The 15,707-nt window shown below is 60.4% G+C and carries 12 protein-coding genes; 2 read left to right on the forward strand and 10 right to left on the reverse strand.

Annotation, left to right across the window (positions count from 1 at the left end):
* Positions 1–32: 32 nt before the first annotated feature.
* The 10 genes from tssM to tssH all read right to left on the reverse strand — a co-directional run bounded on the left by tssM (position 33) and on the right by tssH (position 13,787).
* Positions 33–4,034, reverse strand: a complete 4,002-nt coding sequence (gene tssM / locus WCA85_RS09080; RefSeq protein ID WP_424063033.1) for a type VI secretion system membrane subunit TssM — start codon at positions 4,032–4,034, stop codon at positions 33–35.
* Between the two features lie 60 nt (positions 4,035–4,094).
* On the reverse strand, positions 4,095–5,315 hold the full coding sequence (tssL, locus tag WCA85_RS09085) for a type VI secretion system protein TssL, long form (protein WP_424063106.1): 1,221 nt from the start codon (positions 5,313–5,315) through the stop codon (positions 4,095–4,097).
* Positions 5,316–5,491: 176 nt separating this feature from the next.
* Positions 5,492–6,838 (reverse strand): type VI secretion system baseplate subunit TssK, encoded by a 1,347-nt coding sequence (gene tssK, locus WCA85_RS09090; protein WP_424063035.1) that lies wholly within the window; start codon positions 6,836–6,838, stop codon positions 5,492–5,494.
* Positions 6,839–6,861: 23 nt separating this feature from the next.
* Positions 6,862–7,401 carry a type VI secretion system lipoprotein TssJ gene (gene tssJ, locus WCA85_RS09095; protein ID WP_424063037.1) on the reverse strand — a complete coding sequence of 180 codons (540 nt, stop codon included), beginning with the start codon at positions 7,399–7,401 and terminating at the stop codon, positions 6,862–6,864.
* A 78-nt stretch (positions 7,402–7,479) separates the two neighbouring features.
* A complete protein-coding gene (locus WCA85_RS09100) occupies positions 7,480–7,962 on the reverse strand; it encodes an Hcp family type VI secretion system effector (RefSeq protein ID WP_424063039.1) in 483 nt (160 codons plus the stop codon).
* Positions 7,963–8,052: 90 nt separating this feature from the next.
* Positions 8,053–8,556, reverse strand: a complete 504-nt coding sequence (locus WCA85_RS09105) for a hypothetical protein (protein ID WP_424063041.1) — start codon at positions 8,554–8,556, stop codon at positions 8,053–8,055.
* On the reverse strand, positions 8,553–8,915 hold the full coding sequence (locus tag WCA85_RS09110) for a tlde1 domain-containing protein (RefSeq protein WP_424063043.1): 363 nt from the start codon (positions 8,913–8,915) through the stop codon (positions 8,553–8,555). The genes WCA85_RS09105 and WCA85_RS09110 overlap by 4 nt, the downstream gene beginning before the upstream one ends.
* Before the next feature lie 31 nt (positions 8,916–8,946).
* Positions 8,947–10,449: a type VI secretion system contractile sheath large subunit gene (tssC, locus tag WCA85_RS09115; protein ID WP_424063045.1), complete on the reverse strand. Its 1,503-nt coding sequence runs from the start codon at positions 10,447–10,449 to the stop codon at positions 8,947–8,949.
* A gap of 73 nt (positions 10,450–10,522) precedes the next feature.
* Positions 10,523–11,062: a type VI secretion system contractile sheath small subunit gene (gene tssB, locus WCA85_RS09120; RefSeq protein WP_424063047.1), complete on the reverse strand. Its 540-nt coding sequence runs from the start codon at positions 11,060–11,062 to the stop codon at positions 10,523–10,525.
* Positions 11,063–11,087: 25 nt separating this feature from the next.
* Positions 11,088–13,787, reverse strand: a complete 2,700-nt coding sequence (gene tssH / locus WCA85_RS09125) for a type VI secretion system ATPase TssH (protein ID WP_424063049.1) — start codon at positions 13,785–13,787, stop codon at positions 11,088–11,090.
* A gap of 745 nt (positions 13,788–14,532) precedes the next feature.
* Between tssH and WCA85_RS09130 the strand changes: the two genes are divergently transcribed.
* Positions 14,533–15,153, forward strand: coding sequence for a TagK domain-containing protein (locus tag WCA85_RS09130; RefSeq protein ID WP_424063051.1), 621 nt, complete (start codon positions 14,533–14,535; stop codon positions 15,151–15,153).
* The gene (gene tssE, locus WCA85_RS09135) at positions 15,150–15,689 is read left to right on the forward strand and encodes a type VI secretion system baseplate subunit TssE (RefSeq protein WP_424063053.1); all 540 of its coding nucleotides are present in this window, start codon (positions 15,150–15,152) and stop codon (positions 15,687–15,689) included. Before WCA85_RS09130 ends, tssE begins: the two co-directional genes overlap by 4 nt.
* Positions 15,690–15,707 lie beyond the last annotated feature (18 nt).

Below are 15,707 nucleotides of genomic sequence, written 5' to 3' on the forward strand. Positions count from 1 at the left end.
CCCAGTGTCGCCTTTCAGTCCCGACGCCACGCTCAATACGTCAGACCCGGCAAGTGCGGTGCGCTCGATGCTGGGGGCAACTCCGGCGACAGTCCGCTATCTGTGAGATCGAACATCGGCATGGCGCTCGGGCAGCGAAACGTTGTGAGCACGTCGCTAGTGAGCGGATTCGCGACGCTGCCCGCACTCGTGATGTCCAGCGCGGCTTCGCGGCCATCGAAATCGAATACCACCCGGGTACGTCCTGAGGTTGCAGTCTGCACGACCTGTCCTTGGCCCAGCAAACGCAGCAGCGCCCACGGCCCATCACTGACGATGGTCGAAGTTTCCGCGCGAATACGAGGACTCGCCGTGATCTCGACATGCGCTCCCCCACGTGGACCTGGCCAGGTGAACTTTAGCGGCGTGACCGGTCCGTGCTGATACAACGCGCTCTGACCGTCAATATCGATTGCAAGGCTCAGGATGGTTCCATCAAGGTCCGGCACGCGCAACTCGCCCTTCCACGCGAGTTGCTTGCCCTGATCCCGGAAGAAGACGTCGCGAATGGCCTGCGCATGTTGGAACGGTTCAAGATCCGGTCCCTGCACGGGTTCGGTCGCGCCGGGCAAGGTTTTGTAGCGCCACGGTTGCGACGAGGTATCGACGAAGGGAGCCAGACTTTTCGTGAAGAAGTCGTCAATTACGCCGCCTTGCGCAAACACGCGTGTGAAGTCGTCTATGCCGATGTCCCGACTGCTTTCGGGTGCGAAGGGATAGTTGCCTTCGATCGCCAGGCGGCACGTATCGCCAACGACAGCCTGCATCTGACGCGAGAGCAGCTGACCGATGCCACGACTCACCTCCTGCGAACCGTTCGCGGTCAGCCCCAGCAGCACTTCCTGAAACGGCGCGGGCATGGTGCTGGCGGCCATCTTCAGCTTGGCAGAGGCATCACTCGTGGGTGGCAGGCCATTGTCGGCAAGCGCGTTCTCTGCAATCGTGAGTGCCGTGTAGGTCTCATTGAGTAGCGCCATTACACCGTCAAGCCCAGTCTTGCCTGTCTCCCCGCCCGCTGCGAGATTTGCGGGCTGCGTTTGTGCGTTACCCGTCACCATTTCGCGCAACGGGGCAAAGCGGCTATCCACGAGTTCCCGTTCGACGCGTTCCTGTGCACGGACGCCAAGGAGCGTGGCTTTCTCGGCAAGCTGATTGCTTGCCTTCTCGACCAGCGTGCTGTCCGGATCCGTGACCGTTTGCGTGAGCGTGGTCTCGCGCGTGGCAGCGCGCGCAAGACGTGCAAGTGGTGAGTCGGGCGCTGCGAACTGACGCAGAATCTGCAGATTGAACGCAAGACTCGAGCCCGTGACGGGCCGAATGTCCGCGAGAAAAATATCCCACCGCTGTGCGTATTCCGTCAAATACAGCCGGCGGATCGCATTCGTTAAAGCATCGTCCGCGCCCGTTGCAGCGAGCGCAAATTCAAGCGCTTTTTTTTTAGGCTCTGCTTCGGTCCAGCTTGCGAGATACGCGCGACCCATGACCCACGCATCGTCTTCACGGGCGGCTTGCACGAATTCGGTCAAACGTTTGTCGAACAGGTTCCGATAGCCGTCGAACGTAAAAAGCCCCGGTACGCCGCGCGAAAGCGGTTCGCCGCTGGCGCGCGTGAATACCGTTCCGGCTTGCGGGCCGACCGCGCGCAGCAGCGTAAAGTCAGCGGGCGCGTCTTGCTGCATCGCGGCTTTCGCGCGTTCGTATAGACGTTGCGTGCCGTCGCGGCTATCGAGTAAGGCGCGCGCACGCTCGATCAACCCATCGTTGCGAATGAGCGGCGACTGCACGACGCGCTCGCCGGAGAAGAGTTGCTCCACATGACCCGGCATCGAGGCGCGCTCGCCAAAGACCGACTCGTTGTTGGTCCGGGACCCATCCTCGAACACCCATGTCTTGATCTCGTCCGCGTTGAATTTCGAACGGTCGTAGAGCATCAGGTAGACGCGCAGGGAGGCATAGGTCGTCTTCGCGTCCCCGTCGGCGACGGATTGTGTGATCACCGCTTCCATTCGGCGCACGATTTGCGGCAGCAGCAGATTGACTTCGAGCGCATGGTAGGTTTCGCGGCTGACATCGATCACGCCCGGGGCAGCGTACAGTCCATAGAGAAAACTCGCAGCCGGATTGGCGAGATCGAGTCCCGTCCAGGTGGGCAGATAGCGAGCTTCGGTGAGCGTATCGGGAATGGCTTCGGGTTTGGGCTCGCGATAAAGCTGCGCGACTTTTGCGGAAAGCAGTTGGGTCTTGCGTACGATGGCCTGCAGGTAGTCGCTGTTGTTGCCGAAGCTCACACGAAGCGAAAACGCGAGCCACAGGAAGAGGAGGACTGCGAGCGTGTGCCCGACCAGCCGCAGCATTCGGGAGCGATATTCCCAACGCAGGTTGGGGCGCACCAGATGCGCTTCCGGCAAGATCACCTTCGTGAAAACGTCGCGCAAGAAATAACTTTGCATGCTGGACGCAGGCACGACGTTGGCCATGAGCGGGCGTTTGAGTCCTGAAGCAAGCCGCTCCACGACGGTAAGCGGCTCGGCTACGAGCGGGATGCCGCCTTGCGTGGCGCTGGTGAAATACACGCCGCGCAGTGACGTGTGTTGCTGCGTGTCGTCGTAGCGCGAATCGAGGAACAATTGCGCGAGCAGTTCGGCAAGCGGTGCGACGAGCGCGGCGAACGCATCGGGCAATGCCGCCAGTTTGCGCCGCCGCTCCAGGTCGTATTCATCTTCCAGACGCGTGTTCATGCCAGTGAACAGGCGATCGGCAAGCATGGCAAGCTCGCGCATAAACTGCGCTTCGAGCGGGGCCATGCCGACCGGCAAGGTAAAGCCCCAGATTTGCGCGCGATTCTCCTCCGTGAGCGAGGCGAAGTAATCCGCAAAGCCGGGAAGACGGTCCATCTGCGTGACGATCAGATAGACGGGAAAGCGAATGCCGAGCGTGGCGCGCAGCTCGGCGAGGCGCGTGCGCAGCGCACTTGCCTCGGTTTCACGCACGCTCGCATCGGGATTGACGAGGAGCTCCAGCTTGATGGTAAGCAACGCTCCGTTGATCGGTACGCGAGGGCGATGGCAACGCAGCAGTCGGAGCAAGCCGAACCATTCGTCCGTGTCGGCGCCCCGGCGATACAGCGCTTCGTCCAGGTGTGCGGTGCGCCTCTCCGATATGGGTGGGGAACCGGTGAGCCCCTTGGCTAGTTTGTCATTGCCGCTTCGTGCCGTTTCGAAGGGCGGCACAAGCGAGTGCTTCGACGTGCCGGGGTGCACATAGAATCCGGACGTGTCGATGAATACAGCTTCATTGGTGAGCCACCAGTCCACACGTGACTCCGAAGCCAGTGAACCCGCCCGCGACGGCACGCTGCCCATCGGCACAGGCAGTCCAGCGTTCAGAATTGCACGCGTTTTTCCAGATTCAGCTGAACCAAGCGCGAGGTACCACGGTAACTCGTAAAGGTAGCGCGAGCCCTGGAACAGTCGCGCGATTCCCGGCGCGCCCGTGCGTATAGTTTTAAGGCGGGCCAGCACGCTCTTCATGCGTGCCTCGATCTCCTTGATGCGCGCCGCAGCCGGCGACTCGTCTTTTTTCCTGTCGAAGGCGAGGGCTTTTCTCAGGAACTGTTCGTCGTGGCGCATGCGTCGCCATAGGCGGTACAGGCCCCATACGGCGAACAGTGCGATCACGGCCACGATGGCGATTACGCGCGCCTCGACGGATGCAAACGGTCTGGAAGTGCCAAAACTCAGAAGCGGTGCGGCATGCCAGATCAGGAGGCACAGCAACGCCCCGAATACGATGGCTGTGGACCAACCCTTGAGCCACAGCAACGCGCCGCACAGGATCAGTGCGATCACGAGCACCCGCAGCGCGACGCTTTCGAGCGGCCGCAAGCCGCCGAACGCAACATACGGGCCGAGAAACCACACACCCAAGGCAAGGAGGATCAACGCGACCGATGCGAGGAACCAACGCGACACCAGAAACGAAAGCAACTTCTTCATTCTTCAAAATCCGTTCGGCAGACTGCGGCGTGATGTGGAAAACATGAGCTTGGCGATGAATCAAGGCGTCACAAGAATCTCGACCCGTCGGTTCCGCGCCCGGCCTTGCGATGTGGCGTTTTCCGCGATCGGACTGGCCTCGCCCTTGCCGACCGCTTCCAGCCGGCTGGCGGGAACGCCTGCGTTCTGCAGCATTCGCATGACCCGCGTAGCACGCTCCAGCGAGAGCGCGTCATTGGAGGCGAACTGTCGGCTCTTGATTGGCATGTTGTCGGTGTAGCCGGTGATCGTGACGTTGCCCGGCACTTTCACCACTTCGCGCGCGATCTTCGCAATCAAAGGCCCCATCGACGCATTCACATTGACGCTGCCCGGCGCGAACATCGCGTCGCCGCGGAAGATGACGGCACTGTGCCGCGTATCTTCATCGACGTTGACGGTGCCCGCGGTGATCTCATCTTTCAGAAGCTCCCGCAAATGAGGAAGGCGCGGGATGGGCGATGGCATCATCTTGCCGATGTCGGCGATCTGGTGTTCGACCGACGCGCCCTCGGTGAGCAGGTGATATTTGAACCAGCCGAATAGTGCGAGCAAAAGGAGTCCAAGCAGCGCGAACGTGATCCACACCGGGAAGTCGTAGACTGACAGACGCTTGCCGCGCGCATCCGATGAGGCCTGCGGCGACAACAGGATGGGAACGAGCTTTCGATTCGCCTGAATCTCGTGATAGAGCCGCGTGCGTACGGCGTCGTGCTTGCGTGTGCCGTCCGCTTCGTGACGATAACGTCCCATGAAACCAAGGCTGAGGATGCGGAAGATGACTTCGAGCAGATTGATGTGATCGTGAGACTGACTCAACAGGCGGCCGATCAACAGATAAATCTTGTCACCGCCATGGCGGTCTTCATGGAACTCGGTGGCCAGTCCGTCTCTGATCCATGCAACGCCTGACTCTTTCTTGCCCCAGGTGGTTTGCATGGCGGCCTCGTCGAGCGCCGTACAGAGGCAGTACCGCGCGCCAAGCATATGTTCGCGACGCAGGCTGGCCTGTTCGCAGAGGCGCTGAAAAATACGTACTTCTTCTTTAAGCAGCAGGTGCATCGCATTGATTTCCGCGGGGCTCAGAAGGTCTGGCAACCCGGCGAGCGCGCGCAAGAGCGGGCGACTCGCTTCCAGCAACGGGTTTTGCGCGCCTTCGATGGCTTGCAAGCGCACCGCCAGTTGTTCGCCCGGCGGGATGTCCTTGATCAGTCTGGCCACTTCGGCGTCCTGACCGTGCACGTTCGCGGAGAACGCCGTTGACCCATGCGCGCCCGTCTGGCGATCATCGTTCCAAGTCGGCGTCGATTTGAAGGCCGCTTCACCTGTGTCCACTTTATTTCCCTGATTTCATGCGGCGCGACGTAGATATGCGTCATTGCCCTTCGAACTGCTCTCTGGTGAACCCGCACACGCAATCAACCGCGCACGCCCCATAGTTGCAATTGCAACGAGGGAAAGTCGCCCGCCACGTGCAACGCGATTCCGCCGTGCCTGGCCACCATGTCCCACAACGGACCGCTGCGCGCGATCTCGTAATACACATAGCCCGAGTTGAACGGAATCTGGCGGGGCGGGACCGGCATCGCCTGCATCGGGATGCCGGGCAGATGCGCCCGCACGAGATCAGGAAGGCGCTCTGACGGTCCGACCTTCGCCTGTGTGACGAACTGCTGCGCGAGCGCATCGGGCGGCATCTGCGCGGACACGGCGAGCACCAGTGCGGAGAAACCGCGAATCTCGCCAGGATCGATGGATGCGTTGCGCATGCCATAGCCCGCGTCAATGAGCGCGATGTTTTGCGCGCTGCGAACGAGTACGGCATTGAGCAGCCATTGCGTGTCCTCGACGAGAGGCCGCAGGCAGATGTGCGGCTCCATGTGCTGATAGGGTGGGTGCGAATCGAGCGGTCTGCGCGTGGCGGGCCGCACATAGGTCGACAGCTCGCCTGCCAGGCTCAACAGCAACGCGTACAACTCCACAGTGGACGTACTGGGAATGCGGCGCAGATGCCGCAGTAACGGTTCGTAGCGGTTGAGTGTCTGCAGCAGCAGATAATCCGATACTTCGGCCACGGAGCCGGCCTGCCCGCCGCTGCCCGTCAAGCGCTCTGCGAGCCGGTCGGCGCGCATGCGGGCGAGGTCGTGAATATCGCCTAGCCAGGTAGTGAGGAGCTTGCTTGCGCCGTAGCCGGAGACCGGCGGCACGAGCGTATCGTCCAGTTCGATGCTGCCATCGGCGCGCAACGTCTTGACCCTGGTCAGCGGCAAGCCGATCCATGCATCGCTCAATTCCTTCTGAGGCAGCAGCCGTAACCGCAAGCTGGAGAGCTGCACGGTCTTGAAACCCTGACCGATGGAATTCGCGTCGCGTACATCGGTATCGAAGACGTTATAACGCGCGAGCGAATCGGCAGTGTTCTCGAAAGTCGTTTCTTCGCCGTTCGGAACGCGAATGGGAACGGCCAGATAAATAACCTGCTCGAGATGCTCCTGACGGATCATGAGCGGCGCGGGAGGCGGTGTGCTACCTGGCGTATCGAACGGCGTGCCGTCGGTGAAAACGCCGCTCGCCGACTTGACGGTGACCTTGCCTAGCGCGAGCGCCTCGGCATCGATCCCATAGTGGGAAAAGCCGAAGAAAAACGGCGAAAGCGGCACAGCGCGCTTGTGGGCGAAATGTTCAAGGTATCGCTCCTGTTGCTGGAACAGTTGCGGACGCAGGAAGAGCCCCTCGCTCCAGGTGACTTTGTTGTGCCAGCTCATGCTAGTAGGGCCTCGATCATGACTTATTTATTCTGCGTTTGCACATCGTTAATCGTGATCGCGTCGGCGCCAAGATCGATGGTGAGTTTCAGGTCCGGCGTGCGGCGGTACCACGCGACTGCTGAAGTCGCAGGCAGGGGCCAGGTGGCGCGCCACACGGAATTGGGCAAGTCTCGATACGCGGCGATCACGCCAAGCGTGGTACTCGCGTCGTTGGCATTGCGGGTGATGGTCCTGCTTTCACCAGGACGCAACAAAAACTGGTCTCTCGTGACGAGATCTTCGGCGAGCAAAGTCTTGTCCTTGTCGTGCAAGGAGTAGAAGTCCGCTTGATTGAACGTGTCGGCGTTCTTTAGTTCGTACACGCGCACGAGAATGGGCGCGGCACGCTTCCCAGCGTCGGGATTGACGCTCGACGAAGCGTCGATCGCCAGGGTCAGCCTGAGCGGTTCGCGCATGAGCGGATGATCGCTGCCCGCGCATGCGGCAAGCATCAACGCAACAAGCAGCGCGCACGACGGCGCGACGAATCGGCGAAACGGACGTATCGGTGAGAGGCGCATGAAGTGAAAAGGTGCGCGGAACCGGACGACACATCGGGTTCCGCAGGTCAGGGCGATGAGACAGACAACGAAAGACGCTTACGCTTCCTTGTTGCCCTTGATGTCGAACGCGGCGGTGACAGCGCCGCCGCTGCCGCCTTGCGCGTTTTGCACGATGTATTCCTGCTTGACCTTCGCAAACGACAGGCGTACCTGCTCGCGAATGCCGTTTTCGCTGTTGCTGCCCGACGGCTGCACCTTCGTCACGATCACGTCGCTCATGGTGATCTTCAGGTATTCAAGCGGATTGCCGCCGGCCTTGCGCACGGTCAGCACGGCCTGATCGATGTGCTTGCCGGTCAGGCAGTACTTCATCAGGTTCGGGCTTGCACGGTCCATCAGATGCTCGAAGGACAGATCGTCCACGGTGGCCTTGCCTGCGCCGCCACCACTGCCTGCGTGCATGGTCGAATCCTGCGCAACACGCCAGCCCCAGCTGAACACTTCGATTTCGCTTTTGTGCGATGCATCCTGCGATTCACCGTCAATACCGTTGATCTTGATGAAGATGTCTTGTGTCATCGTTGATACTCCTGTGAATGAATGTGCTGTCTCAAGTGGGCACACGGTCTGTCAGTCCGGGTTACCCCGTTACCACTTTGAGGCGTCGCTTCAGCGCGGTTGCTGACTCTGTTCCTTCACGCGTTGAAGGCTGGCCAGACATGAAGCGCGCTGCGCAAGCCGGGCCGGCTCGGCTACCCGGGTCACCGCCGGGATTGCCCGCGCCAGATAGGTTTTCACTTCGCTCGTGGTCGGCTCGATGAACGGCACGCCGCATACCGCCGTCGAATTCGTGACCGGTCCGTCGCCGAGCGCGCGCAGCACGGCGGTTGCATGCTTCGGCAACGCGGTGGCCAGCGCGATCGTTAATCCGGTGGAGTCGCCCGCATCCGTTCCCTGCGAGAGCGGACGCGCCAGATTCACCCACGTGGCGTTGCCCGAGGCGATCTTCGCGAGCACGGCGTCGAACTGCCCGTCATGATTGAGCGATGCGACCGTCGCCCGGGCGCCTTTCGACTCAATGTCGTGCGCGATTTGCGCGGCGCTCGGCACGCCTGCGCATGCCGATGCGGTGGCGACGAATAGCGCCATCGCGATAGATAGATTCCGTGTCATCGGACGATCAACCTTCTATCTGTGCTTTGATTGATCTGCTCTCGCACCGCGCGGCGCAGGATGATGCAGCCGTGCGATGCGGTGTGAGAGATGTTGTCGCCGTGAATCATGAACGCGCTGCGTCCGTGAGTATCGGTGCCGACTTCGGGCGCGAGGTCCATTGAGACGGCACCGGTGCGCGTCGAGTGACGTGCATTGCCGACGCGGTAGCTGCCGTCTGGAATCGGGCCGATGTTCTGCACGTTTTGCATGGACGGATTGTTCCTGCCTTGACCTGCGCCGGAATAACCATCATTGGCGATCGTCAAGCCTTCTGGATTGGTCAGCGTTCCAGTCGTGCGGTTGTAGGTCCAGGGCATCGATTTTTTCCTTTTATTGTGAGAAAGAAAGTCAGGCCGCTTCCTTCACCGACGGCAGGCGCGTGACCAGTCGCAGCGATACCGTCAAGCCCTCAAGCTGGAAATGCGGACGCAGGAAAAACTTCGCCTGGTAGTAGCCGGGATTACCTTCGGCTTCTTCGACCACCACTTCTGCCGCCGCAAGCGGACGGCTTGCCTTGGTGTCTTGCGACGAGTTGGCGGGGTCTGCATCCACGTAGTTCATGATCCAGCCGTTGAGCCATTGCTGCATCTCTTCGCGCTCGCGGAAGCTGCCGATCTTGTCGCGCACGATGCACTTCAGGTAATGTGCAAAGCGCGAACAGGCGAACAGATACGGCAGACGTGCGGACAGATTGGCGTTGGCGGTCGCGTCCTGGTCGTAGTACTCCACCGGCCGTTGCAGCGACTGTGCGCCGATGAAGGTCGCGTGATCGGTGTTCTTGCGGTGGATCAGCGGAATGAAGCCGTTCTTCGAGAGTTCGGCTTCGCGGCGATCGGAAATGGCGATCTCAGTCGGGCATTTCATGTCGATGCCGCCGTCATCGGTGGGGAACGTGTGGCACGGAAGGTCTTCCACCGTGCCGCCCGATTCGACGCCGCGAATGAGCGAGCACCAGCCGTATTGCTTGAACGAGCGGTTGATATTCACGCCCATCGCATATGCGGCATTGGCCCACGCGTAATTGCGATGATCCGCGCCGTTGGTCTCTTCCTCGAAGTCGAATTCGTCGACCGGATTAGTCTTCGCACCATACGGCAGACGTGAAAGGAAGCGTGGCATCGCCAGACCGATATAGCGTGCGTCCTCCGCGCTGCGCAGGGAGTTCCACGGTGCGTATTCGAGGTTTTGCGCAAAAATCCTGGTGAGATCGCGCGGGTTGGCGAGCTCTTGCCACGATTCCATTTGCAGCACGGAAGGCGACGCACCGGAGATGAAAGGCGTGTGCGACGCAGCCGCCACCTTGGCGATGGAGCCGAGCAGATCCACATCGGGCGGCGTATGGTCGAAATAGTAGTCGGCGACCAGGCACCCGTACGGCTCGCCACCGAGTTGACCATACTCTTCTTCGTAGATCTTTTTGAAGAGCGGACTCTGATCCCATGCGATGCCCTTGTACCGCTTCATCGTGCGACGCAGCGCATCCTTGGACACATCCATGAAGCGAATTTTCAGGCGCTCATCGGTCTCGGTATTGGACGCGAGATGATGCAGCCCCCGCCACGCCGATTCCAGCTTCTGGAAATCGGGGTGATGCAGGATCAGATTGATCTGCTCCGACAGCTTGTGATCGATCTGCGCGATGAGCGCTTCGATGCTCTTGTAGGCGTCGTCGGTGATGGTGGTCGACTGATGCAGGGCCTGTTCGGCGAGCGTCTGCACCGCGCGCTCGACGGCCGCGCGTGCCTGGTCCGTCTTGGGTCGGAATTCCTGCGTGAGCAGCTGGGAAAATCCGCTCTGTGCCGCATGTGCGGTCGCCGTGCCTGCGCTTGCCTGTTCCTGATTGAGTGCCATTGGATGTCCTCTGTCTGGTTCGATTGGGTTAAGCCTCGTGTGTCAACTCGTGTGTCAGCAATGGCGGTCCGGCTTAATCCGGCGTAGGGTTGGTGTCTTCGTCGTCGCTCGCGGCTTTGGGCCTGGGGGCGGCTAACAGCGACCTGAGCAGCGCCGGATCGGCCAGCAGCTTGTTGACGAGCGCTTCCGCGCCCGACTTGCCGTCCATATACGTCTGCAGGTTGGCGAGCTGCGTGCGCGCGTCGAGCAACTGACGTAGCGAATCGACCTTGCGCGCGACGGCTGCGGGTGAAAAGTCTTCGATGCTCTCGAAGGTCATGTCCACCAGCAGTTGACCATCGCCGCTGAGCGTGTTCGGCACAGAAAACGCGACACGCGGCCTGGTCGCCTTCATTCGTTCGTCGAAGTTGTCGATGTCGATGTCGAGAAAGCGGCGATCCGCGACGGCAGGCAACGGCTCGACAGGCTTGCCGGAGAGATCGGCGAGCACGCCCATCACAAAAGGCAGTTCCACCTTCTTCTCGGAACCGTAGACTTCGACGTCGTACTCGATCTGCACACGCGGGGCACGGTTGCGCGCGATAAATTTCTGCGAACTATTGGGTTGGGACATACGGGTCTCCGTGAGCAAAGAGGCTTTAAATGGTTTGATCCGACGCGCTCGGCTCAGCACGCGAGTCGGTTGTCGCGAACACGATTGCGAGCGAGGGCGCTGCGCGCTCGTTTGCGACGCCAATGTCGATTCGCGCAATCGGGCGCTTTGCTGCGAACGCGTCCAGCCACAGCGCAGAGAGGCGCGGCAGCACATGCTGATCGATGAAGCCGATCAGCACGCGCGCACCGGTTTCCTGAACGAGGCAGCGACTGACGATGTAATCGACAAGGCATTCGCTAAAGCCAAGCACGATGTTGTGTGCGTCGGCCATGCGGCGTACGACGCGGTCCAGATGCAGGCGCACGATGCTTGCAAGCGAGTCGGACGCAAGCGGCCGATAGGGCACGACAGTGACGCGACCCAGGAAGGCTGCAGGAAAGGTCTTGAGCAACTCCGGCGAAAGCGCCGCGCGCAGGCCGTCCTGATCGGGGGCAGGCGGCGCATCGGCGCACAGGCTGGCCGTGAGTTCGGAGCCGGCGTTGGTGGTGAGCAGGATGGTGGTGTTACGAAAATCGATGTAGCGCCCATCGCCATCTTCCATGTAGCCCTTGTCGAATACCTGAAAGAACATCTCATGCACATCACGGTGCGCTTTTTCGATCTCGTCGAGCAGCACGACAGAGTAGGGGCGGCGCCGCACCGCCTCGGTGAGGACGCCGCCTTCTCCGTATCCGACGTAGCCCGGCGGCGCACCCTTGAGGCCCGAAACGGTATGGGCTTCCTGGTACTCGCTCATGTTGAGGGTGATGAGGTTCTGATCGCCGCCATAGAGTGTTTCGGCGAGTGCGAACGCGGTCTCAGTCTTGCCGATGCCCGAGGGGCCCGCGAGCAGAAATACACCGCGTGGCTTCTTCGGATCGGTGAGGCCTGCACGAGCGGTCTGAACTCGCTCGCCGATCTGTTCAAGCGCCGCACGCTGGCCAATTACGCGGTGCGCCAGCCTGCTGGATAAAGTGCGCACTGCGCTGATTTCATCAGTGACCATGCGACCAACCGGAATGCCGGTCCAGTCCGAGACGATCTCAGCGACGATGGCTTCGTCGACTTCGGGAAACACGAGTGGCGTCTCGCCTTGCAGATCGCGCAGATCCTCTTCGAGCTTGCGCAGGGATTCGGGCGTGGGACAGTCGTCGCAGGCTTCTCCCTGAACGGGAGCCAAAGCCGCATTGCGCGCGCTGATCAGCGCCAAGGTTGCTGTAGCTTGCGCTTTCCAGCGCGCTTCGAGGGTGCCCTGTTCGGTGAGCAGCATGTCGATGTATGCCTGCACCGAGGTCAGACTTTGAGTTGAGTCAAGACCGATGCGCGCTTCCTGTTCGAGCAGCGCATATTCGACTTGCGCCGCTCGCAGCCGCTGGCGCACATCCCGCAACTCGCGTGGCGGAGCTTGCTGCGAAAGGGCCACCCTTGCACAGGCAGTGTCGAGCAGGCTGATGGCCTTATCAGGCAACTGGCGCGACGGGATATAGCGGTGTGAAAACGTGACTGCCGCGCGAATCGCCTCGTCGCGCACGATCACGGCATGGTGTTGAGCAAACGTTTGCGCAAGCCCGCGCACCATATCGATGGCAGCCGCTTCCTGCGGCTCGGCTATTTGCAGCACCTGGAAGCGCCGCGTGAGCGCCGGGTCTTTCTCGATGTGCCGCTTGTATTCAGACCACGTGGTCGCGCCGATCACGCGCACTGCGCCACGCGCGAGCGCGGGCTTGAGGAGATTCGCGGCATCGCCGGTGCCAGCCTGGCCACCGGCGCCGACGAGCGTGTGAATCTCGTCGACGAACAGAATGACCGGCGCGGAGGATCTCTTCGCCGCTTCGAGCAAGCCTTTGAGACGCGCTTCGAATTCGCCCTTCATGCTCGCACCGGCGAGCAAAGCGCCGACGTCGAGCGAAAGCAGGCGCGCCTGGGCAAGCACGGCCGGAACCTCACCGCTCGCGATCGCCAGAGCGAGTCCTTCAACCACAGCGGTCTTGCCCACACCGGCTTCGCCGGTGAGCAGCGGATTGTTTTGTCGACGGCGCAACAGCACGTCGGTGATCGTGCGGATTTCCTGATCGCGACCCGTGACCCTGTCAATTTCGCCAGCGCGGGCAAGCACGGTGAGGTCGGTGCAATATTGCTCGAGCACGCCCTGCGTCGACGAACTGACCGCATGTGACGCTTCTCCCGGCAAGGCCGGCACAAACTCGCTTCCGTCGTAAGCGGCGTCGATCGTTTCGGGCGAACCGGCGATCCACGCAGGTAGCGTGCCGCTCAATCCTTCGACCGGAATGCGAGCAAATGCAGGCGAGATGAAAAGCAGCATGCGTCGCAATTCAGGCGTGCCGACGAGCGCGGCCACCAGCCATGCGCTGCGAATGCGGTGATCGTCATAGACGAGCGTGGCGAGCACCCAGGCACGCTCGATCGCCATCTCGATGTGATGCGAGAAATCACTGATCGAACTGACTCCCGCCGGTAAGGCGCGCAGCGCGCGGGCAAGATCGCGCTCCAGCAGGTCCTGCCCAATGCCGGCGTGCCGCATGACGCGATGCAGATCGCTATCGGGGAGCTGGAGCAACTGATGTATCCAGTGCACCAGTTCCACATACGGGTTGCCGCGCAGCTTGCAGAACGTGGTGGCCGATTCGATGCTGCGAAACAGCGTGGTTCCAAGCTTGCCAAAGAGGGTTAGGCGAGAAATCATCGATTAATATTGAAATAACGTGCTGATCGAAAAATCAACCGGGCGAGTTATATTTGGTTGCCATAAGATATTCGGTTTCAACGGTGAAATGTCCGTATCGATTTAGCCAGGAACGCTTCAATCCTTTGCGACGCCTTATGTATTATTTATGAGATGAATTATCCTGCAGGATAAAAAATGCAAACCATAGCGAGAAACCTGTCGGACGAAGAATGGCATTTCTTGATCTTTATTTGAGTTTGACGAATAAGGGAGTAGCTGCGAATAGCACAAAGGCGGCAAGCTCAGTCCAGCAGCCGACGCTCGCATAGGCGTACGAACGGCTCCCTGAGAATTCAGGTCAGTTTGCATTTTATGGTCATCTCCACGCTAATGCTCGTTCAAGTGGTCTCCATACTGTAAAGCTTAAAAAATGGTCGAGATTGGCTTGCGAGATCTCGGATCATATCAGGTTGAATCGCTGTCGCGCATTCCGTTGAAATTAATATTTGTCTGAAAATCGAGATGCGTCCGTATTAAAGAATGCGCGCTAGAATGCGGAACAAGCATCCTATTGTGTTTCAATCGCCGCCGAATTATCTTCGGCCAGCGATGCTGGATTGGCGGTTGCCCCTTTCAGTTACTTTTGTGGTTTTTGTTAATGAGATTTCCTTCACTATTTCAGCGGGTCGAGGCGGCAGAGCGACAGCAGTGGACGGAGCCAGAGGCGCGCCGGCTAGCCGAACGGGACATGCAGGAACACTGGATGGTTTTCGATAAGGCAGCTTCGCCGCTCACAAACGACGAGCTGCTCGCGCTGTTTGACGGGGGCGTCAGCGCCAGAGGGGCAATATCCGCGCAGGTCGATAGCGTGAGCGCTGTGATGAACCCCGCGCCGTTGACAAACATCGATCCGGAAGAATTGATCAGAACGTTGCACACGCACTATTGCGAAGCGCTCGATTCGTTTCAGGTAATGTCCGCGGGGTCGTGGGAAAGTCCGCTCGTGTCGACATCCCACCTGATGGCGCAGGCAAGGTCCAGCGTGCCGGACAGCGGCAATGATGCGCGCGCGAACGCCGACTCGTCGATCAGCAGTCTCTTCTTTGAACCTCTGCGGCTGGAAGATGCGATCGGCCCGCTGGTTCTTGATGACGCGCTGAATCGCGCTGACATGAATCTGGACACGCCGCCGGAGATCCTCTATCTCTTCGCGCCTCCGGAATATCAGGCCAATGCTGCGGCGCGCAGACGTTTCGTGCCTCCCGAGCTGACGCGGCGCGAGCACCACACGCTCGCAATCGATAGCCCTTTGCCCGAGTTCAGTGCAGCCTTGACACTGCGCAACGGCGCAGGGGTACAAGCCGCGTCAGGGAGCGAATCATGAAGCCGGGTCGCGAAGCCATCGGCCTTTGGGGATCGCCGCGCCGCACGGAAATCCCTTTGCTGCCTACGCTGATCGATCGCCTGCGCGACGATGCTCCGTATCGCCAGGCCGAAGCACCGGGAGAATACGCCGTCACACGCGCTCAGTTGCGCGACATCATCCAGCGCGATCTGGCCTATTTGCTGAACACCACCAATCTGGGGGGCCAGATCGATCCCAGGCGTTTTCCGCTCGTCGCCGCGTCGACGGTGAACTTTGGCGTGCCACCGTTAGCCGGAGCGTTCATGGTCTCGCGTAAGTGGGCCGACATCGAGAAGAACATCAAGCATGCCATCACGACCTTCGAACCGCGCCTGATACCAGAATCGCTTGAAGTCATTCCCCGCAGCGAAAACGATCGCAAGGGCCGTCACAACCAGGTGACCTTTGAAATTCGCGGAATGATCCGTATGGACCCGTATCCGCTCGAATTCCTGATGCAAAGCTCGCTCGATCTGGAAACGAGCCGCCTGCACACCGGTCCGAAGCGCGCCTGAACCCCGACAATTCATTCA

The sequence above is a fragment of the Paraburkholderia sp. genome (assembly GCF_049581445.1).
Classification (GTDB): Bacteria; Pseudomonadota; Gammaproteobacteria; order Burkholderiales; family Burkholderiaceae; genus Paraburkholderia.